At 69.7% G+C, this 20,508-nt stretch carries 15 protein-coding genes; 5 read left to right on the top strand and 10 right to left on the bottom strand.

The genetic code is table 11. The features are described 5' to 3' along the window. Positions 1-11: 11 nt before the first annotated feature. The 3 genes from BLU77_RS02640 to BLU77_RS02625 all read left to right on the top strand — a co-directional run bounded on the left by BLU77_RS02640 (position 12) and on the right by BLU77_RS02625 (position 7,226). Positions 12-2,582, top strand: coding sequence for an ABC transporter permease (locus tag BLU77_RS02640; protein WP_139177557.1), 2,571 nt, complete (start codon positions 12-14; stop codon positions 2,580-2,582). 331 nt (positions 2,583-2,913) lie between these two features. Continuing rightward, a complete protein-coding gene (locus BLU77_RS02630; RefSeq protein ID WP_089771566.1) occupies positions 2,914-6,822 on the top strand; it encodes an FtsK/SpoIIIE domain-containing protein in 3,909 nt (1,302 codons plus the stop codon). A 155-nt stretch (positions 6,823-6,977) separates the two neighbouring features. Continuing rightward, positions 6,978-7,226, top strand: coding sequence for a WhiB family transcriptional regulator (locus BLU77_RS02625; protein ID WP_089771565.1), 249 nt, complete (start codon positions 6,978-6,980; stop codon positions 7,224-7,226). A gap of 178 nt (positions 7,227-7,404) precedes the next feature. Here BLU77_RS02625 and BLU77_RS02620 read toward each other — a convergent pair whose 3' ends face one another. From BLU77_RS02620 to BLU77_RS02590, 6 genes are all read right to left on the bottom strand, one after another. Further along, positions 7,405-8,862 carry a sensor histidine kinase gene (locus BLU77_RS02620; RefSeq protein ID WP_089772925.1) on the bottom strand — a complete coding sequence of 486 codons (1,458 nt, stop codon included), beginning with the start codon at positions 8,860-8,862 and terminating at the stop codon, positions 7,405-7,407. 139 nt (positions 8,863-9,001) lie between these two features. Continuing rightward, positions 9,002-9,235, bottom strand: coding sequence for a hypothetical protein (locus tag BLU77_RS21690; RefSeq protein ID WP_139177554.1), 234 nt, complete (start codon positions 9,233-9,235; stop codon positions 9,002-9,004). Positions 9,236-10,271: 1,036 nt separating this feature from the next. Then, the gene (locus tag BLU77_RS02605) at positions 10,272-10,928 is read right to left on the bottom strand and encodes a methionine ABC transporter permease (RefSeq protein WP_089771562.1); all 657 of its coding nucleotides are present in this window, start codon (positions 10,926-10,928) and stop codon (positions 10,272-10,274) included. Continuing rightward, complete coding sequence (locus BLU77_RS02600) at positions 10,928-12,124, bottom strand: methionine ABC transporter ATP-binding protein (protein WP_089771561.1); 1,197 nt, start codon at positions 12,122-12,124, stop codon at positions 10,928-10,930. Before BLU77_RS02600 ends, BLU77_RS02605 begins: the two co-directional genes overlap by 1 nt. A 71-nt stretch (positions 12,125-12,195) precedes the next feature. Further along, a complete protein-coding gene (locus tag BLU77_RS02595; RefSeq protein ID WP_089771560.1) occupies positions 12,196-13,098 on the bottom strand; it encodes a MetQ/NlpA family ABC transporter substrate-binding protein in 903 nt (300 codons plus the stop codon). 233 nt (positions 13,099-13,331) lie between these two features. Further along, positions 13,332-14,201, bottom strand: a complete 870-nt coding sequence (locus tag BLU77_RS02590) for a sigma-70 family RNA polymerase sigma factor (RefSeq protein WP_089771559.1) — start codon at positions 14,199-14,201, stop codon at positions 13,332-13,334. 79 nt (positions 14,202-14,280) lie between these two features. On the opposite strand from BLU77_RS02590, the gene BLU77_RS02585 reads away from it, so the two are divergent. Next, positions 14,281-14,667: a DoxX family protein gene (locus BLU77_RS02585; protein ID WP_089771558.1), complete on the top strand. Its 387-nt coding sequence runs from the start codon at positions 14,281-14,283 to the stop codon at positions 14,665-14,667. A gap of 20 nt (positions 14,668-14,687) precedes the next feature. Here BLU77_RS02585 and BLU77_RS02580 read toward each other — a convergent pair whose 3' ends face one another. The 4 genes from BLU77_RS02580 to betC all read right to left on the bottom strand — a co-directional run bounded on the left by BLU77_RS02580 (position 14,688) and on the right by betC (position 19,619). Then, complete coding sequence (locus tag BLU77_RS02580) at positions 14,688-15,851, bottom strand: ABC transporter permease (protein WP_089771557.1); 1,164 nt, start codon at positions 15,849-15,851, stop codon at positions 14,688-14,690. Then, positions 15,848-17,011 carry an ABC transporter permease gene (locus tag BLU77_RS02575; RefSeq protein WP_245708638.1) on the bottom strand — a complete coding sequence of 388 codons (1,164 nt, stop codon included), beginning with the start codon at positions 17,009-17,011 and terminating at the stop codon, positions 15,848-15,850. The genes BLU77_RS02580 and BLU77_RS02575 overlap by 4 nt, the downstream gene beginning before the upstream one ends. A 3-nt stretch (positions 17,012-17,014) precedes the next feature. Next, a complete protein-coding gene (locus BLU77_RS02570) occupies positions 17,015-17,998 on the bottom strand; it encodes an ABC transporter ATP-binding protein (RefSeq protein WP_245708637.1) in 984 nt (327 codons plus the stop codon). A gap of 136 nt (positions 17,999-18,134) precedes the next feature. After that, positions 18,135-19,619, bottom strand: coding sequence for a choline-sulfatase (gene betC, locus BLU77_RS02565; protein WP_175476918.1), 1,485 nt, complete (start codon positions 19,617-19,619; stop codon positions 18,135-18,137). 128 nt (positions 19,620-19,747) lie between these two features. Between betC and BLU77_RS02560 the strand changes: the two genes are divergently transcribed. After that, entirely contained in the window at positions 19,748-20,431 is a 684-nt protein-coding gene (locus tag BLU77_RS02560; RefSeq protein WP_089772922.1) for an NUDIX hydrolase, read from the top strand. Positions 20,432-20,508 lie beyond the last annotated feature (77 nt).

Below are 20,508 nucleotides of genomic sequence, written 5' to 3'. Positions count from 1 at the left end.
CCCTGCACCAGATGCGCGCCTCGGCCGGCCGGCTGGTCGCGGCCGGGATCGCGATCATGCTGGGCACTGCGTTCGTGGCCGCCAGCCTGCTCGCCACGGCCACGATGGAGCGCACCACCTACAACTCGGTGAGCTCGGCCTACGCCGACGCCGACCTCGTGGTGGTGGACACCGGCGGTGGCCGTTCGGACGCCGACCTCGCCGAGATCCGCGGTCTCGACGGAGTGGGCGCCGTGCACTCCATGGCGATGCTCGGCGCCGAGGTCTCCGCTGAGAACCGGAGCGAGTTCGTCACCCTCGGCTCCGCCGCCCCGAGCCCGTCGCTGGAAGCAGCTGACCTCGCCGAGGGGCAGGTCCCGACGGCGGCCGGTCAGGTCGCGCTGACCGGTGCGGTGGCCGAACGACTTCAGGTGGGCCTCGGGGACGAGATCACCTCCAGCGTGGAGTACTGGTCCGAGGACCCGGAGGCCGCCGACGGCGGGACGAGCCAGTCCGAGACGGCCACCCTGGAGGTGGTCGGCCTGCTGAACGAACCCGATGCGTTCCTGTTCAACCGTGCCTCGGCGCTGCTCCAGGCCGACCAGCTCAGCGAGCTGCTCGCTCTGGCCTGGGAGGGCGAGCCCGCACACTACGAGATGAGTCTGGCCCTCGCCGACGGCGCCGACCTGGAGACGGTGCGCGCCGACGTCGACGGGCTGTTCGGCGACTCGGTGCAGGTGCGCACGGTGCAGGAGCAGGCGGAGCTAACCACCGCCCAGCTCACCGGCAACGAGCAGATCATGACCGTGCTGCTGCTGGCGTTCGCCACGGTGGCGCTCGCGGTCGCTGCCCTGGTGATCACGAACACCTTCCAGGTGCTGATCGCCCAGCGCACCCGCACCCTGGCGCTGCTGCGCTGCGTGGGTGCAGCGAAGGCTCAGGTGCGCCGGTCGGTGCTGCTGGAGGCGGCGATCCTGGGTCTGATCGCGTCGGTGGCCGGCATCGCTCTCGGTAGCGCGATCGTGGCCGTCGGGCTGACGGTGCTCGCGAACCTGAACCTGGAGGTACCGATCGATGCCGAGCTGGTGATCACCCCGTCGGTGGTGCTCGCGCCGCTGCTCACCGGCCTGGGCGTGACCATGCTCGCCGCCCTGGTACCGGCCCGGATGGCCACCCGGGTGGCACCGCTGGCAGCGTTGCGTCCGCTGGAGGGTGGCGCCACCCGGAGCGCTGGTCGTGTTCGTGCGGTCCTCACCGGCCTGCTCCTGGTGGGCGGGTTCGGTCTGCTCGGCGCGGCCGTGCTGATCGTGCGCACCGTCGAGAGCGAGTCCGACTCGACCGTACTGATCGCGCTCGCGATCGGTCTGCTCGGTGGCATTGTCTCTCTCGTCGGCCTGCTCGTGGGCAGCGTGTTCGTGGTACCGCGCCTGATCCGCCTCGTCGGGCGTCTGGCCGAACGCAGCGTGGCCGGGAAGATCGCGATCGCGAACTCGGTGCGCAACCCGAAACGGACCGCATCCACCGCCAGCGCCCTGCTGATCGGCGTGGCCCTGGTAACGATGATGAGCACCGGCGCGATGTCGGCACGGGAGACCCTCACCTCCGAGCTCGACTCCCGGTTCCCGGTAGACCTGAGCGTGGCCACCCCGGACTCGCTCTCGGACGTGCAGACCAGCGCCGTGGGCGAGGTGCCCGGCGTGACCGACTCGGTGTTGCTTGCCCAGACGGAGGTGGACGCCACCGACAGCTCCGGGCAGACCAGCTGGCTCACCGTGGCGGCAGTCAGCGAGGGCGACCTCACCGACGTGCTGCGCGACGCGGCGGCGGCCCAGCCCGCGGCAGGCACCCTGGTGGTGCCCGGCGAGATGGCCGGCTGGCAGGGCATCGATGACGGTCAGGAGCTCACCCTCACCCGTGGCGATGGCGACAGCGACGGCAACACCTCGGTCACGGTGACCGCGCAGGTGACCACCCTGGACGGGATGGTCGCACTCCTGGACCCGGCCACCCTCGCCGAGCTCGGCGAGGTCCCGGCGGCGTCGATGATGTGGGCCCGCGTGGCTGATGACGCGAACGAGCGCGACGTGGTGCGGACCGTGCAGTCCACGCTCACCGATCTCTCGGAGACTGTGGACGGGCTGCAGGCGCCGGAGATCAGCGGAGCCGCGGTGGAACGTGCCGGCTACGCGCAAGTGGTGGACACACTGCTGGCCGTGGTGGTGGGTCTGCTCGGAGTGTCCGTGGTGATCGCCCTGGTGGGCGTGGCGAACACGCTCTCGCTGTCGGTGATCGAACGACGGCGCGAGTCGGCCATGCTGCGGGCGTTGGGGCTGACCAAGGCGCAACTGCGCGGGATGCTCGCGGTGGAAGGCGTGCTGATCGCCGGGGCCGGTGCCGTGATCGGCGCGGTCGCCGGGTTGGTGTACGGCTGGGCCGGCTCGTCGGTGCTGCTCGGCTCGCTCGCGGACGTCCCCTTCCAGGTGCCGTGGCGCGACCTCGCCCTGGTGGCGGGCGTAGCCCTGGTGGCCGGGTTGCTGGCCTCGGTGCTCCCGGCCAGGTCGGCCGTGCGTACCTCCCCGGTGGCGGCGCTCGGGGTGGACTGAACCGGCTCGTCCACCGGCCGTGCGCTCGCCGTCGATCGGCGAGCGCACGGCCGCACTCAACCCAGCCCTGGACCTCGACAGCCGGGTGCGTGTGTCATGGGCCGAGGAGTGCAGCCGGAACGACGGCGACGCCGTCTCGGAGGGCATGCCGACGCCGGTTCTACCCGACCTCACGCGCACCATCTACCCGACCTCACGCGCAGCCGACCACCCGCCCTAGTCCCGACATCCCCAGCACGGCGTCGTGCACAGGTGACCACCGGTGCTCCTTCGTCCACAGCACGCCCGGCACTCTCAGCGGCGCCCTCCTCCGCCGGTGCACGCTCGCGGCATGCCTGCCCTCCCCCGCCACCATCTCGCCGTCGTCGCCGGACCCGATCTCGGGTGGATCGCTCCCCTCGGGCCGGAACCGGTCGTCGTCGGGCGGGGAGCAGAAGCGGGGCTCCGCCTGACCGACGGACGGCTGTCCCGGACCCATCTCGCGGCACGCGATCGTGGCGGGCGGGTCCAGGTGCGTGATCTCGGTTCGGTGAACGGCACCCTGCTACGCCCAGCCCGCCCGGCTGGCGCCGCTCCGTCCACCCGCCCGGTGCGCCTGGCACGCAGGCCGCGGCGCGTGGGGCGCCGGTGGCGTCCGGTGCCGGTGGGCAGCATGCTGGTGGCGGGGTCAACCGTGCTTCAGGTGCGCACGCACCCGGCGCTGACCGACCTGCCCGAGCCGGAACAGCATCTCTCGGACGGCCTGATCGGCCGATTGATGCTGCCGATCCTGATGGCGCTGACGATGATCCCGTTGTTGCTCAGCGGGGGTGGGAGCGGCTGGCGGATCGTGCTGGTGATCGCGATGCCGGTGGCGATCGTGCTGGCGGTGCTGTGGCCCGCGCTGCGGGAACGGGCACGACGGCGACTGCGGCGCCCGGACCGTCACCGCGACGAGCCCGCACGGGTCCCGTTCGCCGACCCCGCCGAGGCGCTCGCCTGGCCCGGTGCTGATCCCGGCCCCGGGAGCGCTGAGGCCACCTGGGAGCTCGGCGACGCCGACGAGCGAACCCCCAGACCTCGGCGGCCGGACCTACCGCTCCCTGCGCGCCGGCATCGGATCGCCGAATCTCTCCGGTACGGGGGCCCTCCTGGCGCCGGTGCAGGTCTCGCCCTGGTGGGCGCTCCGGAGGCGACGCACGGGCTGGGCCGGTGGCTGGTCGCCCGGATCGCCGCCACCGAAGCCCGCGCCGTGCACCCCCCGGCCACCTGGGAGTGGGCTGCCGGGCTGGCCGAACGGCACGTCGACGACGTCCCACCCCTGCGGGTGCACGACCTCACCTTCGGCGGCACTCCCCCACCCGCGGCGGACCCGGCAGCGGCGCACCTGGTGCTGACCAGCGACCTCACCGACGTACCGCTGTGGTGTACCACTGTCATCGTCGTGCGCTCCCGGCACAACAGGCAGGTCACCGACGCGTGGGCACGCGGCTTCCTGTCGGCACTGGCGGCTCAGCGACCGACCACCGCCGGCTTGCCTGCCCGGGTGCACCTGGGCGACCTGCTCGGCCCGGCCGAGCGCTCCGTGCTGACGGGCCGCTGGTCGCAGGGATCACCGGGGCTGCCGGCCGTGCTCGGCGTGGGCGACGCCGGAACAGTCGAGCTCGACCTGGCCCGCGACGGGCCGCATGCCCTGGTGGCTGGGACCACCGGATCGGGAAAGTCGGAGCTGCTGCTGGCGTGGATCCTCGCGATGGCGCATGCCGGCTCCCCCGAGGACGTCTCCTTCGTGCTGATCGACTACAAGGGCGGCGCCACGTTCGCCCCGTTGCAGCAGTTGCGGCACGTGGTCGGGCTGGTCACCGATCTCGATTCCACCGCCACGGGGCGCGCCCTGGCGAGCCTGCGGGCCGAGCTGCGGTCCCGGGAGCGACAACTGGCCGAGGCAGGGGTGCACGATCTGGCCGAGTACCGCCGGCGCAGGCCCACCCCAGCCACGGGTGGTGCCGCGCACATCGGTCGGCTTGTGGTGGTGGTGGACGAGTTCCGGGCCATGGCCGACGCGCACCCCGAGCATCTCGAGGCACTGGTGCGGCTCGCCGCACAGGGCCGGTCGCTGGGTATCCACCTGATCCTGGCCACACAACGCCCCGGTGGTGCCATCACCCCGGACATGCGCGCCAACCTGACCACCCGGCTGTGCCTGAGAGTGCTCGAGGAGTCCGACGCCCTGGATGCGATCGGCGAGTCCGCCCCGGCCCGGTTGCCGCGGATTCCCGGGCGGACGGTCCTGCGGGCCGAGGACCGGCAGGTCCTGCAGTCCGCGTGGTGCGGCCCACCCGACGCGGGTTGGTTGCCCGGGCGGATCGCCACGTTGAACGACGCAGCCGCTGCGCTGACCGCCGCTGAGCCCTGGCGTGCCACCCAGCGCCGACCGTGGGCTCCCCCGCTTCCGGATACCTGCACCACGGATGAGTTGCGGGCGCTGGCCGGCGCTTCCGGCGACGCGCACCCACCGGCCGGTCTGCCGATCGCCCGCACCGACCTGCCGGAGGAACAGCGGCTCGGCACGTGGCACTGGCCGGGTGGCACGATGCTCGTCTCCGGACCGTCCGGCACCGGCCGCAGCACGGCCGCGCAGACCGTGATCGAGGCGGCCCTTCGCACCGGGCGCGTCACGCATGTGGTCGCCGAAGGCGCTCACGACTGGCCGGGTCATGACGCACCGTCCGCCGGCACCTGGTGCGATCCCACCGAGGTACGCCGGGTGCGGCGAGTCCTGGAGGGGCTGGTCCGCAGCCCTGATCCTGCACTGCTGGTGATCGACGACGTCGACACGGTACTCAGCGCCGTGGAGGAGACAGGGGCACCCGGCGAGGGCGCCGACCTGCTCGGTGCGCTGTTGCGCCGGTCCCGTCGGCTCGGACTGGAGGTCCTGCTGACCGCACCCGCCCCTGCCCACCGGTGGGCCGCCGTCGTGGATCGCCACCTGGTGCTGTGCCCCCGGGACGCCGCAGACGCAGTGATGGTGGGGGGCCCGCGAGAACTGGTGGGCACCGGGTGGCCCCCGGGGCGTGGGGTGCTCGTCGAGCGCACGGGCGCCTGCGTGATGCAGGTGGGCGTGGCAACGCCCGACGGCGCAGCCTGGGTGGCGCCGTCGACCGTCCCCTGGCGGGTACGCGCCCTGCCTGAGCGGGTCGAGCTCACCGATCCGCTCCAGGGTGAGGGCGTGCTGCTCGGCGTCGGTGGCGATGCGGCGAGCGCCGTGCGCAGGCATCCGGCCACGGGCCAGACGTGGCTGGTGGCCGGACCTGCGGGGGCCGGGCGGTCCACCGTGCTGCGCACCATCACCGATCAGCTCAGCGCGCTCGGGTGGCAGGTCTCGGGCGGCGAGATGGTGGAGCCGGACCCCGCTCGGCACACAGCGGTGGTTCTGGACGATGCCGATCGTCTCCGAGCGCCGTTGCACCCCAGCGTGCTCGATGACCCGCGGGTGCTGGTGATCGCCGCGACCCGGCCGGACGGCTCGCTGACCATCGCGCATCCCCTGGGCACTCGACTGCGCGACCCCGATCTCACCCTGGTGCTGGGCGCCGGGCCGGTCAGCCACCTCCCACCTGTCCCGCTTCGCCACCATCAGGAACCGGAACCACCACCGGGCCGCGGGGTGCTGGTCGATCGTGGAGCGTTCGTCCCGCTCCAGGTAGCCACGGTGGCCCGCACCGACACGGCACGGAACGGCCGGTCAGAGCATCGCGTCAGGGTTTCCGGTGCGCGCGGTGGCGGCGAGCGATGCGGGCAGCAGGAGGCAGATCGTGACCGCGATCGCCGTCCCGATCCCGGGCACGGTGAGCCACCAGGGCAGGCTCGTGAAGGACGAGATCAGGATCGCCACCTGCAGCAGCTGCCAGGTGATCACCGGGGCGCGGCCCCACCGGCGCCCCTGATGGAGAGCCCGCACGGCCGCGGTGAGGAACGCAGCGAAGAGCACCAACACGAGGAGTACCCCGATGTTGGTACCCAGCAGCACACCGTCAGCGCTCAGGGCCGCGATCACGCCGGCGATGCCGACCAGCACCAGAACGACGGCTTCGAGCAACGCGAAGAGCAACCCGACGCGCAACGGCCACGGGTAGGCACCGGGTGCCGCACTGGCAGGATCGGAGGAAGCATCGGGCACGCCCTCACTGTACGCGCGGCCCGGACCCGTCGGGCGAGCAGCCCATTGGCCGTTCTGGCAATACCGGTTTGCTGTGATTGATCTCTCAGGGTCGCGAAACGGAAACTCAGCCGTAACCCCTTGTGCACGTCACCGTTGCATGTGAAAGTTGAACCAGTGAAAGTGCGCGTCCGGCGCGAACCCTCCCCCGAGATTTGGTTCATTGCGCTCGCACGCCTGGCGAAGGAGAATACCGCATGGATTGGCGTCACGAAGCAGCTTGCCTCACCGAGGACCCTGAACTGTTCTTCCCGATCGGGAACACCGGACCTGCCCTGGTGCAGATTGACGAGGCCAAGGCTGTCTGCCGCCGCTGCACGGTGGTGGAGACGTGCCTGAAGTGGGCCATCGAGTCCGGTCAGGACGCAGGCGTCTGGGGCGGCATGTCCGAGGACGAGCGCCGCGCTCTCAAGCGCCGCACTGCTCGCGCCCGCCGCGCCGGCTGAGAACGCCTGCACGAACTCCGACGGCGGCCGGTCACCCGACGAGGGTGGCCGGCCGTTCGTCATTCCCCGGCCCGAAACTCGCACTCGCGAGGTTCTTCCTCTGCCTTCCCATTTCAGCAGGCCGCCCGCGCCCGTCATGGGGAGAATGATCATTCCCCGGGCGTATCACAGACGTATCTCAGGCAGGGTCGCGGGGTTCTCCGAGACGCGCGTCCAAGAGCACCGCGGTACCTCCGGTGGGGACGGGCTCCCAGGTGATGGTGCCGTCCAGTTCCGTCGCCACCAGGGTCCGCACGATCTGGGTGCCCAGACCGTTCATCGCGATCTCGGACTCCATGCCGCGGCCGTCGTCGGCCACCCGCACCTTGAGCAGATGCCCGGTGCGGTCGGCGTCGATGGTGACGGTGCCTCCGATTCCGGCAAGGCCGTGCTCGACCGCATTGGTGACGAGTTCGGTGAGCACCACCGCGAGCGCTGTGGCGTCGGTGGCCGGGACCCGGCCGAAGGTGCCGTTGCGCACGGTTTTGACGTGACTCTCCCCGGAGGCCACATCAGCGGCCAGGCGGAGCGTGCGGCCGAACACCTCGTCGAAATCGACCACCTCGTCGATGGTCTGGGACAGGGCTTCGTGCACGGTGGCGATCGTGGCCACTCGTCGCATCGCCTCTTCCAGGGCACCTCGGGCGTCGGTGGAGTCGGTGCGCCGGGCCTGCAGACGCAGCAGGGCGGCCACGGTCTGCAGATTGTTCTTCACCCGGTGGTGGATCTCTCGGATGGTGGCGTCCTTGGTGAGCAACTCCCGCTCGCGGCGCCGCAGCTCGGAGACGTCGCGCACCAGCAGCACTGCACCGACGCGTTGCCCGTATTCGGTCACCGGCAGGGCGCGTAGCGAGAGGCTCACTCCGCGTGCTTCCATATCGGTGCGCCAGGCGGCCCGGCCCATCACCACCAGCGGGAGGGACTCATCGACCGGCGTGTTCATCTCCACCAACGGGGTGACCACCTCGGCCAGGGTGCGCCCGACGATCTCGTCGGTGACGCCGAGGCGGTGGAAGGCGCTCAAGGCGTTCGGACTGCCGTAGAGCACCTCCCCCTCGCTGTTCAGCCGGATGAGGCCATCGCCCACGCGTGGCGCGCCGCGGCGTGGGCCGGTGGCGGCATTGGCCAGGGGGAACTCGCCGCGGGCGATCATCCCGCAGATCTCGTCCGCGGACTCGACGTAGTTGAGCTCGAGGCGGCTGGGGGTGCGGCTCGCCCCGAGGTAGGTCTCACGGGCGATCACCGCGAGGGTGCGCCCGGCGCGGACCACCGGGATGGTCTCCTCGCGGATCGCGAAGGTGCCGTTCCAGCGGGCTTCCCGGGCCCGGTTCACCGCCTGCGCATCCCGGGCGGTGCGCAGCGTGGCACGCAACCCTGGTGGCACTCGACGGCCCACCACGTCGTCGTGGTGCACTGTGGCACCGGTGGAGGGGCGGGCGTGCGCGATGGCTACGAAGTCGTCGTCCTTGGTGGGCAGCCACAGCACCAGGTCGGCGAAGGCCAGGTCGGAGATCACCTGCCAGTCACCGACGAGGAGGTGCAGCCACTCGGCGTCCTGAGGCATCAGGTCGCTGTGCTGGTCGATCAGATCACCCATCGTGGACACGCGGACTAGCCTACGCAGTCCAGACCGCCTCTTCGCCCACGCAACTGGACGGGCGCGTTCGTGGGATGTCGCGCCCACGAGCGCCTCTTCAGACATCGACCTGGATGTGGGCGGGTGGAGCAGATCGCGCCTATCCGGGAGCAGCCAGGCGAGGGGCGTAGCCATACTCGGGCTCATCCGGCGCGATCCAAGCGTCGGCGCCGATCATGCCGTCCGGAAAGCCCTCCTGCCACGCGATTGCCTGCTCGGTTGCGTACTCGAACAACGCAGTCAGCCGAAATCGTCCCAGGACGTCGATTCCGGCGTGCGTCACCATCAGGTAGTCACCTGGCCGCGAGTCTCGGGCCAGCTCGAGATCCGCCATCGTCCAAGATGCCTCCACGATGCGGAGGTATTCGCCATAAAAGGGCTCCAGAGCACGCGAAACCCTCCGAGACTCTCCCCGCCCGACGGAGGCCAGGACCGCCGACCCGTGGTCGTTCGAAGAGAGCGGTCCGAGCCACAGGAGCGCGCCCATCTTACGTAGCGTTCGTTCCACGTCGATCGCATCGGCAGAGCGCTGCTGCCACACCGCGGGCGCAGCACGTCTCCGTGGGTGTGCAGACGCGATCCACGGTTCCACCTCCGTGGCTTCATGCGCACCCGCCACGTGCAGAACGTCACCGGACCACGTTCCCTGCACTCGGAGCGGCTGAAGAGGCGGAGATGCTGAACCTGGCCACTCAAAGCGCGTGCGCGCGGGTCGATGGACGACGTCGAGCCCTTTCGGGGGTGGTAGGTACCACGAATCACCATCGACTACGGCCGTCACTACGACGCGCTGGCCCTCGACTAGTCGACGTTCTCTGAGGCTAGCCACACTGCAGATCGGTCATCTCACGGGTGACCGGGGCACCGGTCGCAACAACACATCCCACCTCGGGTGACCACATCAACAGACTCCACCGGTCATCGCTGTAGTTCGGAAAGCAGTAGTAGTCGGTATATGTCATCAGCGGCGGAGGATTGTACATCAGATGGACGCCGCGCATTGCGCACGACTTCTCACTGTAGAACCAGTTGCCAGCCGGAACCCAACCCATCGGCCGAGGACCGATCTGATCGACAGAGACGATGGATGCCTGCGCACTCTGCCCCATCGACGGAACTGCCACCGCGCCCGACGGCATTGACTCCTAGCGCGGATCCGAGTGCGACAGCTAGCGAAAGAAGCCCATTCCTCACCCATACCCATATTTCCCCATATGCCGAGAATACCTCCGCCATGAAGGTGATACAAGTCACAATTCGAAGCGTACGAAGCACGTCCTGCGATCCGAATACCTGAGTGCGAAGGTTGATCACGACAGACACGACGCGTCCTCAGTCAACCCTTGAGGAGGCGGTTCACCGTGACTTCGTCAGCGGCGCAGCGCCTTCCGGGCGAGGGTGTTCCCCAGCCATTGCACAGCGTGCACGATCACGATGATGACGAGCACCACCATCGCAGTGACACCCCAGTCGAACTGGCGGTACCCGTGCACGATGGCGAAGTCGCCGAGGCCGCCGGCGCCGAGGTACCCGGCGATCGCCGAGGCGTCCAGGACGGCGACGAACAAGAAGGTGAACCCGAGGATCAGGGGGGCGAGCGCCTCCGGGATCAGCACACTCCCGATGATCCGCAGGGGACTCGCGCCCATCGCGCGCGCGGCCTCCACCACGCCCGGGTCGATACCGAGCAGGTTCTGCTCCACCAGGCGGGCGAACACGAAGGTGGCCATGAAGGACAGCGCGAAGGTGAACGGCTCGATCCCGATCGTGCTGCCGGTGACGAGTCTGTTCAGCGGTCCGATCGCCACCAGGAAGATGATGAACGGAATAGGCCGCACGATGTTCACCGCGACGTTCAGCACACCGAAGACGAACCTGTTCGCCAGCAGGTTCCCGGGGCGGAACAGGTACAGGCCGAGGCCGATCGCCAGCCCGCACAGGCCGCCCGCCGCCATGGCGATCAGCACGATGTACGCCGTCTCACCGGCGGCGGCGATCAGCAGCGGTGTGAGTCGCTCCCAGTCCATCAGCTGGTCCTCCCATCACCGATCGGCAGGTGGGACGAGCCGCCACCGAACAGTCCCGATCCGGGTCGCCTCGTTCTGGGAGGCGGCATGGCGGGTGGCCCGTCCGGCGTCCCGCCGTCGGATGAGCCCCGAGGAGTTGCCATGGACGGATCCTCGTGCGGATCGGACGCCGTACCCAGGTCGACCACGTCGGAGAAGGCGCGCAACGCCGTCACCCCCTGCTGGATGCTGGCCGGCTGCCCGGTGAGCTCCAAGGTGAGCGAGCCGTACGGGCGCTGGGCGACTTCGGTGATCCCGCCGAAGACCACGGTGGAGTCCACCCCAGCCTCACGGAGCACCTCGTTCATCGTGGCCGTGGAGTGTCCGGCATCGTCGACTCCCACCGTCACCAGGCGGCCCGGGTGCCGCCCGCGCAGCCGCTCCAGCACGTCCGCCGTCGGGCGGTCCTTGAGGGCGGAGGCCACGAACCGGCGACTCACCGGGTGCTGCGGGGTGGAGAACACCCGGTAGGTGTCGTCCAGCTCGACCACCCGGCCGTGCTCCATCACGGCGACGCGATCACACAGGGAGCGCACCACGTCCATCTCATGCGTGATCACCACCACGGTGATGCCCAGCTCAGTGTTCACCCGTCGTAACAGGGCGAGGACGTCGGCGGTGGTCTCCGGGTCGAGGGCACTGGTGCACTCGTCGGCGAGCAGGATGCGTGGGTTGGTGGCCAGCGCCCGGGCGATGCCCACCCGCTGCTTCTGACCGCCGGAGAGCTTCGCCGGGTAGACGCCGGCCTTGTCGGCGATGCCCACGAAGTCCAGCAGCTCGGCCACGCGCGCGGCCCGCTCGGCCTTCGGCCAGCCGGCCACCTCCAGTGGGTAGGAGACGTTCTTCGCCACGGAGCGCGATCCGAGCAGGTTGAACTGCTGAAAGATCATCCCGATCCCGGCGCGAACCTGCCGCAGTCGGGACTCCGGCAACGTGGTCAGGTCCAGACCGTCCACCACCACCGAACCGGAGGTCGCCGGCTCGAGGGCGTTGATGAGCCGCACCAGGGTGCTCTTCCCGGCGCCGGAGTACCCGATCACGCCGAAGATCTCCCCGGGGCTGATGTCGAAGGACACCCCATCCACCGCGCGGACGTCCCCGCTGCGGGCGGTGAACACCTTGCTCGCTTCGCGGAAGGCGATGATCGGTTCCGTCATGACTCTCCTCCGACGCACGTCTGCTTCCCGGGCGAGTCCGCACCCGGGAAGCAGTGTGCCAGGGCCAATTACTACTGCGAGAAGTCGCTCTCGATCTGGGCGAGGATCTCCTGCAGCTCGTCGGCCGGATTGTTCACGAAGACCGCACTGCCACCGGAGGACTCGAACGCTGCCTCCTCCACCTCGGGCGAGTGGTAGAGCTCGACGAGCTGGGCGAAGGTCTCGTTGTCCGCCTCGCCGGCGCTGGAGACCCAGATGTTGATGTAGGGCGCCGCAGCGTCCGAGGCCGGGTCGTCGGAGAAGATCGCGTCCTCAGCCACCAGGCCCGCATCGGCCACGAAGTCGTTGTTGATGATCGAGGCGGCCACGTCCTGCAGGGCCAGCGCCGTCTGGGCCGCGTCCACCGGTGTCACACTCACCCGGGACTCGGCCGCGATCACGTCAGCAGGTGTGGAGAAGGCACTACCGCCTCCCTCGAGGGCGAGCAGACCCGCCTCCTGCAGCACCAGGAGCGCGCGCGCCTGGTTCGTCTCGTCGTTCGGGATGGCGATCTCGGATCCTTCCGGGATCTCCTCCACGCTGGCGTGCTCGAGGGAGAACAGGCTCAGCGGGTACACCGCGGTGGCGCCGATCGGGGTGAGGTCGCTGTCAGTGTTGACGTTGTACTTGGCCAGGAACTGCAGGTGCTGGAACTGGTTCAGGTCCAGGTCGCCGTCGGTCAGGCCCTGGTTGGGCAGCTGGTAGTCGGAGAAGTTCACCATCTCCACCGTGATGCCCTCGTCTGCCGCGGCCGTCTCGAACACCTCCCACTGCGGTTCGGAGGAGTTCACCACACCGATGCGGATCGGGTCGTCCTCGGTGCCGGCGGCTGCGCCGTCGGCGGCATCGGCTCCACCACAGGCGGCGAGGGTGAGGGCTGCGGTGGCGGCAAGGGCGGTCGCCGTGAGGTGACGGCGGGAGAGCAGTGTGGACATGGGTGGCACCTTTCCGGGGGTGAGGTCAGGGACGACTAGGAGGGGGCAGGGGTGTGCCAGGTGGCCGCGATGCGGCGTGCGTCTCCGGCAGCGGGCTGTCAGCCGCGCATTCGCCCGGCGGCACGAACAGCCGGGACACGGGCGGTGCGGGAGAACAGGGTCATGGGCTCATCCTCGCTGTCACACGGCCGAGCGCCCAATCGTTCCGGTCTTGTGTCCACACTCTGGACGGGCTACTGCGGGGGTGCGGGGACATCCATCGCTGCGAGGCGGATCGGATCGACCAGTGCCACGACGTCCACGATGCGTCCGTCGACGACCGTGCAGGCCATCACACTGACCGGGGCGCCGCTACGCCCCCAGGTCATGATGCCGGGCTCGCCGTTAACCAACACGCGACCGGCCACGACCGAGGCGCGACGGCCACGCCGCGCTGCCTCCACCACCTCGGCCGCACCGAGATGCTCGATCGTGCCGCGGGCGGTGTAGGAGCGCCAGGTCACCTCGGGATGCAGCAATGTCACGAGCCCGTCGAAATCCCCCTCGCGAGCGGCGGCGAGGAAGGCATCGACCACGTCTCGCTGCTCCTGGCGTTTCGCCGTGGTCCGCGGGGTGCCACGGACCTTCCGGCGTGCTCGACTGGCGTCCATCTTGGCGGCGTCGGTGGATTTGCCGAGGATCTGGCCGACCTCGGCGAAGGGCACCCCGAACACGTCGTGCAGCACGAATGCCAGTCGTTCATCCGGGCGCAGGGTATCCAGGACCACCAGCAGCGCCAACCCGACCGAGTCCGCCATGACCGCGCTCTCCTCCGGGGTGACCTCATCCTCGGCGACGACGAAGTCCGGGAGCTCGCCGTCGTAGGACGCCTCGGGCCTGGCTCGGCGGGCACGCAGCACATCGAGACAGACCCGGCCGACGACGGTGGTCAGCCACCCGGGGAGGTTGTCGATGGCGCTGATGTCCTGACGCGCCAGGCGTAGCCATGCTTCTTGCACCGCGTCCTCGGCATCAGCACGGGATCCGAGCATCCGATAGGCCATCGCGATCAGACGCTCGCGCTCGCCCTCGAAGCCCTCGGTAGGGACAGCGTCGGAAGTCATGCGGCGTTACCTTTCGTGGCCGAGATCCGTCATGGGTACGACGTGCCCGCAAGGGCTGAGGTAACACGGAGGAGGATACATGGACACCGCTTTGTGGATCGTGGCGGGTGTGCTGGCGCTCGCCTACCTGCTCGGAGGCACCAGCCAACTGGCGATGACGAAGGAGAAGTACCGTTCGTTCGGCCGGGGCAACCACTGGGTCGACGACTTCGGCACCGGGCACATCACAGCGATCGGCATCACGAAGATCGTGGGGGCGATGGGACTGGTTCTGCCGGCAGCTGTCGATGTCGCGCCCGTGCTGGTCCCGATCGCCGCGACCGGGCTGATGCTGGTGATGGCCGGCGCTGCCACGACCCGGTTTCGTCGCAGCGAGTGGGGGTTCTTGGCCGGTGACCTCGTCTACCTGGGCCTCTTCGCCTTCGTGGCGTGGGGACGCTTCGTGCTCGTGCCCTTCGGTTCGTGACGCTGCGTTCGTCCGGGGGCTCAGATCGACCGGCCCAGGCTGCGCCGCAGCAGCAGCGACCCCAGCAGCAGTGCGCCGGCCGCGAAAGCAGCGAGCACACCCAGGTGCGGCAGGATCTCCGCCACCCCGGCGTCGTGCCGCTGCACCTCGGCGAACGCGCGGTAGCCCCAGCCGTGCGGGGTGAACGAGCTGACAGTGCGGAGCGTGTCCGGGAAGAGTTCTTGCGGGAACATGCACCCGCCAAGGGCGGCGAGCACCAGGGAGAGCCCGACACCGAGACCGGTAGCAGCACCCTCGTTGTCCAGGAGCGAGCCGATCACCATGGCGAACCCGGCCGCCACCGCCGCAAACACGGCAACCACCAGCAGGGCGACGGGCAGACTTCCCCAGGTGACACCGAACAGCAGGGTTGTCCCGGCCATCACGTACACCCCTTGGAAGGCCGCGATGACCCATCGTCCGAGCGCCTGCCCGGCTACGACGCTGCCCGTGCCTACAGGTGCGGCGAGGGTACGTGCGATCACCCCGTTGCGGCGCGCGTCGATCAGCGTGCCGGACCCGGCCAGTGCGGCCATGAACACGAACAGCAGCACCTGCGAGGCAGCTCCGACGTCGAAACCCGTCGCGCCGGCGAACGCCTGGCTGATCTCGTTGACGTCGATCACCTCGACCTCGAGCGGCGGCACCTCCTGCTCTGCTGTCTGCACCGCCTGTGCCGCGACATCCGGGTCCGCTCCGGCATCGGTCAGGGCGGTCAGCTGAGCACGCGTGGTGGCGAGCTCGTTCAACGCGGTCTGTACCCGCTGGGCCGTGGTCAACGCCCCGTTCGTGGAGGCCTGGATCACCTCCACCTCGACCGGTTCTCCGGCATCGTAGGCGGCCACATCCTCGGGGGAGATGATGATGGCCACATCGGCTCGTCCCCGCGCGAGCGCTTCAGCCGCGTCCCCGGCCGAGGAGGGATCGACGCTGACGTCGGCACCGCCGAGCGTGGTCTGCAGGTCCTGACCGAAACTCGTCTCGGTCTCGGTCAGCAAAACCCGTCCGTTGCTCGCACCGCCGCCGAACTGGGCGCCGATCACCACCACGAGCAGCAGCGGGAAGATGAAGGTGAAGAAGATGTTGGACTTGTCCCGCAGGAACCGGCGCAGCTCCACCCCGGCGATCGCGCCGACGACACTCATCGGGTCTCCCCTCGGTCCGGGATCAGCCGGGAGATCAGCAGGCATGCCGCGGCGAACGCGAGCAGGGTGAGCACCGGAATCGTCAGGTCGGTGAGCCCGCCGCCCCCGGCGGTGATGCCCAGCCCGCGAGTGAACGCGGCGATCGGATTCACATCGAGGGCCGCTCCGAGTGCACCACTAGCGGCGATCGGGAAGAACGCCCCGCCGGACATGCCGAGGACCAGGGCGAGGATGGTCTGCACGATGTTCGCCTGCTCGGCCGTGCGCGCCAGGCGCACCACGATGAAGGTGAGCGAGGTGGCCGCGGCCACGGCACACACCACCAGCACGGCCACGGCGCCCAGATTGCCGAAGGTGACCCCGAACAGCAGCGACCCTGCGATCAGCAGCACCGAGGTGGCCAGCACCCCGAGCACGAACGCACCGAGTGCCTTGGCGAGCACGATCGACCCGGGCCGGATCGGCATCGATCGCAACCGGGCAAGGGTGCCGTTGTCCCGCTCGGCCACCATGGAGAGCACTCCGAACCCGACGGTGAACATCAGGAACAGGCCGGCTTGCCCGGCAATCAGCGCACCGCCGGCGCTGAGCTGTTGATCGGACGCCTCGCCGGGCTCGGCCGTGATCGCACCGGCCGCGTCCAATTCCTCCTGCGCCAGCTGCGCAGCGACCTCGGGTGCGAGGCCAGCCTCGATCTCCGCCGCGGCGGAGACACTGCGTGAGCGCATCTCGGCGAGCAATCCGTCGGTGACGGCGATCAGGATGTTCGCGGACAGGCCCGCGTTGTCGCCGACCACCATCTGCACGGAGTGCTCGGTGCCCGAGCGCAGGTCCTCGGTGAGCCCGGGCGGGATGATCAGGCCGAGATCGGCGTCACCGGCGTCCACCCTGGCGCGCGGGTCCTCGGCGTCGGTTGCCGTCACCGGAAAGATGCTCAGGCCGGTCAGGCTGGAGACGACCACTCCGGCGAGCTCGTCGTCGGGATCCACCGCGACCGCGACGGACACCGGCTCGAGTTCGACCTCGTCGGCGCCGGTGGGGATCACCAGGTTGAGCACCGACATCAGCGCCAGCGGCACCGCGATGGAGAAGATCAGCACCGACTTGTCCCGCAGCCGTTGCTGCAGGTCCTTGGTGACCATCACCCACACGGCACGCATCGATCAGTCCCGCAGGGCCTTGCCGGTCAGGTGCAGGAACACCTGTTCCAGGTCCGGGCGGGTGATCTCCACGTCGGCCAGCTCCAGGTGGTTGCTCGCGGCGGTCACGATGGCCGCCAGTGCCGAGGGTGCGTCGGTGGCCGTCACCAGGAGCTCGGTGTCGACGACGTCGGCGTGCTCCACGCCACGCACTTGGGTCACCGCCCCGGCCGCTGCTCGCAGGTCCCCGGCCCCGGTCAGCCGCACCTGGTCGGAGGAGCCGAGGAGGCGGATGAGCTCGGAGCGCGTGCCGGCGGCCTGGATCCGCCCGGAGTCGATGATGGCGATCCGGTCGCAGAGGCGTTCGGCTTCTTCCATGTAGTGCGTCGTGTACAGCACGGCCATGCCCTCGCCGGAGAGCGCCTCCACCGACTCCAGGATCGCATTGCGCGACTGCGGGTCCACCCCCACGGTGGGTTCGTCGAGGATGAGCAGGGAAGGTCGGTGCAGGAGTCCGACGGCGATGTTCAGCCGTCGTTTCATCCCACCGGAGTACTCCTTCACCGGGTCCTTGGCCCGGTCGGAGAGGCCGACGACGTCGAGCACCTCGTCCACCCGGTGTTTCAGGTCCGCTCCGCGCAGGCCCTGCAGGCGGGCGAAGTAGCGCAGGTTCTCCCGGCCCTTGAGGTCGGGGTAGAGCGCCAGGTCCTGCGGGACGAGCCCGATGTGGCGTTTCACCGCGACGGCGGAGGGGCCGATCCGCTCACCGGCCACCGTGATCGACCCGCGGTTCGGGGCGAGCAGCCCAGCGATCATGGTGATGGTGGTGGTCTTGCCGGCTCCGTTAGGGCCGAGCAGCCCGAAGGTCTCGCCCTGTCGGATGGCCAGCGAGACCCCATCAACGGCCGTGAGGTCACCGAAGCGACGCTCCACATCGGTCACGACCAGCACGTCCTGGTCGCTCGATGTCTCTGCTCCCGCGATGTCGCCCACCCGTTCGGCCGCCACAGACGCCCCTCTCCCTCAGCCCTCCGGATCATCCTGACATGACCTCGACCGCCCTGGAACCCCTTTCGCCGAACGCAACTCTGTGCGGCTTCTGGCGCGCCAGATGCCGCACAGAGTTGCGTTCGGCGGGAGGGGGTTAGCGCACGTACCGGGCGGCGGCCGGCGGCTCGCCCGCGAAGTCCCACCGGGTTCCGGTGGCGGCCATCGCATCCCGGATCACCGCCCGACGGCGGACCGACTCCCGGGCCGCGGTATCCAGGGCGTCCGGGTCGAACTGGTCCAGCAGCAGGGCGTGCATCCGTTCCACGTCGTCGGCGCGGTCCGGGTCGCCGGCGAGGTCATGCCGCTCCCCCGGGTCCTCAGCGAGGTCGAAGAGCTGCCGGTCGTGGCCGTGCACGTAGACGTACTTCAGCGTGCCGGAGCGGACCATGTACCCGGAGGCGTGCACCTTCTCCACGTGGTACTCCGAGTACACGGCCTCCCTGTCCCAGGCATCGCCGTCGAGCAGGGGCACCAGGCTGGCCCCGTGCATCGGCGTGCGGCCCTCCTGGGGGACCTGCGCCAGATCGAGGAGGGTCGGTGCCAGGTCCACCAGCGTGACCGGCTCGGCGCACCGCCGTCCCGGGTTCGTCTCGCCCGGCCGGGTGATCAGCAGGGGCACCCGCACGGACCATTCGTAGAAGCAGCGCTTCTGCACCATGCGGCGCTCGCCGAGCATGTCCCCGTGGTCGGCCGTCACGATCACCACGGTGTCCGAACTCTGCCCGGTCTGTTCGACGGCGTCGAGCATCGCCCCGATCTTGCGGTCCACGTAACTGACGAGGGCGTAGTAGGCGCGACGCAGCGCACGCAACGCGTCCGGATCGGTCAGGTCCACTCCGGTCGTGTCGTGGGCCTCGTTCAGCCACCGGTCCAGGGCATTGATCGGCAGATCCGGCTCCGCTTCTGGGATGTCGACGTCGGCGTCGGCGTAGACGTCCCACATCTCCTGCGTCACCTGAAACGGATCGTGCGGGTTGTGCAGGGAGGCCACCAGGAGCCACGGGTCTGTGTCGCCACGGGTGCCGGCGAGGGCACGCTCACGGATGAAGTCCACCGCGTGATGGGTGGTCTCCTCGTCGTAGGTGAGGAAGCGGGTCCAGGTGCGTACGCCCACCCCGGGCGGGACGTAATCATGAGCGTGGCCACCCCGCGGGAACTGCCCGTTCTCATCCACCTCGGGCAACCAGTCGAAGCCTGCGGGAAAGATGTCCGGGTTGAGCCGGTCGGCGAATCCGTGCCGCTGGTCCGGGCCCACGAAGTGCATCTTTCCGGTCAGCGCGGTCCGGTAGCCCGCCACATCCAGGTAGTGGGCAAAGGTGGGCCTGTCAGCGGGGAACAGAGCAGCGTTGTCGTAGCAGCCGAAGGACGACGCGTGATCGCCGGTCATGAATGCCGCCCGGGCCGGGGAACACAGCGGATACGGCGTGTAGGCGGCGTCGAAGGTGACACCGTGAGCGGCCAACCGGTCCAGGTTCGGCGTCTGCACCACACCGTCGCCATAGGGGCCGGTGAGGAAGGGCACCAGTTGGTCGGCCATGATCACGAGGATGTTCGGCTGGTCAGTGGCAGTGTCGGCCACGGTGCCCCTTCTGGTGTGTCGAGACCGCGTTGATGGGTCCAGTCGTTGTGAGATCGTTCCCATGCTATGCTGCCCACTCTCCCGGACGAACGCAACCCCACCCGCCACCCGCGAGCTAGGCTCGCCTCGTGCCGCACCCCGCGCTGACCGACCTGCACACTGCCGTGGAGCGAGTACGCACCGGCACCTACATCCCGCTCGGTGGACCGCACGCCTACGACTCCGACCGGGCAGCCGCATCCCGGAATGCCGCCGTCCTGGCGTTGTTCACCCCGGCCGCCGACCGCGCCCGAGTCCCTGGGGCGGATCTGTTCCTCGTCCAGCGCTCCCCTGCGTTGCGCCATCACCCTGGGCAGATTGCGCTCCCGGGCGGCCGGATCGAACCGACCGATGTCGGACCAGAGGCGGCCGCCGTGCGTGAGACCGAGGAGGAGACGGGCATCCCGGCCGGGCAGGTCGCCGTGCTCGGCGCTCTCCCTCAGGTGCTCGTGCCGGTGAGCGGGTTCGTCGTCACGCCCGTGCTCGGGTGGGCCGACCGCGCCACACCGGCCACGACCGTGACGGATGGCGAGGTGCTGCACACGCTCCGGCTTCCGGTGGCAGATCTGCTCGACCCAGCAGCCCGGGCGACGGTGGTGCTGGCCGGGCACGGCTCGTGCGGGTTCCGGATCGCGACCGGATGGGTCTGGGGGTTCACCGGCAACCTGCTCGATCATCTGTTCACCGAGCTCGGCTGGACCCTGCCGTGGGACCGAGCCAGGGAGCACGCGATGAGCTGGGACGAGGCACGCGGCGCTCAACTGCTCGACTGAGACCGCACTCGTTCCGCAGCGAGTGCGGTCAATCTCGGCTAAATCTCGCCAAGTGAGCGAGATGGGCCGCACTCGCG

It is taken from the genome of Ruania alba (genome assembly GCF_900105765.1).
Classification (GTDB): Bacteria; Actinomycetota; Actinomycetes; order Actinomycetales; family Beutenbergiaceae; genus Ruania; species Ruania alba.
Note: the sequence above shows the minus strand (reverse complement) of the source record. Positions and strands in the feature narration are given on the sequence as shown.

What these genes read in the sequence shown, in the direction of transcription:
- BLU77_RS02640 (WP_139177557.1), top strand. Translation starts at nt 12, where the DNA reads ATGCGCGCCTCGGCCGGCCGGCTGGTCGCGGCCGGGATCGCGATCATG.
- BLU77_RS02630 (WP_089771566.1), top strand. Translation starts at nt 2,914, where the DNA reads ATGCCTGCCCTCCCCCGCCACCATCTCGCCGTCGTCGCCGGACCCGAT.
- BLU77_RS02625 (WP_089771565.1), top strand. Translation starts at nt 6,978, where the DNA reads ATGGATTGGCGTCACGAAGCAGCTTGCCTCACCGAGGACCCTGAACTG.
- BLU77_RS02620 (WP_089772925.1), bottom strand. Translation starts at nt 8,862, where the DNA reads ATGGGTGATCTGATCGACCAGCACAGCGACCTGATGCCTCAGGACGCC.
- BLU77_RS21690 (WP_139177554.1), bottom strand. Translation starts at nt 9,235, where the DNA reads ATGGCGGATCTCGAGCTGGCCCGAGACTCGCGGCCAGGTGACTACCTG.
- BLU77_RS02605 (WP_089771562.1), bottom strand. Translation starts at nt 10,928, where the DNA reads ATGGACTGGGAGCGACTCACACCGCTGCTGATCGCCGCCGCCGGTGAG.
- BLU77_RS02600 (WP_089771561.1), bottom strand. Translation starts at nt 12,124, where the DNA reads ATGACGGAACCGATCATCGCCTTCCGCGAAGCGAGCAAGGTGTTCACC.
- BLU77_RS02595 (WP_089771560.1), bottom strand. Translation starts at nt 13,098, where the DNA reads ATGTCCACACTGCTCTCCCGCCGTCACCTCACGGCGACCGCCCTTGCC.
- BLU77_RS02590 (WP_089771559.1), bottom strand. Translation starts at nt 14,201, where the DNA reads ATGACTTCCGACGCTGTCCCTACCGAGGGCTTCGAGGGCGAGCGCGAG.
- BLU77_RS02585 (WP_089771558.1), top strand. Translation starts at nt 14,281, where the DNA reads ATGGACACCGCTTTGTGGATCGTGGCGGGTGTGCTGGCGCTCGCCTAC.
- BLU77_RS02580 (WP_089771557.1), bottom strand. Translation starts at nt 15,851, where the DNA reads ATGAGTGTCGTCGGCGCGATCGCCGGGGTGGAGCTGCGCCGGTTCCTG.
- BLU77_RS02575 (WP_245708638.1), bottom strand. Translation starts at nt 17,011, where the DNA reads ATGCGTGCCGTGTGGGTGATGGTCACCAAGGACCTGCAGCAACGGCTG.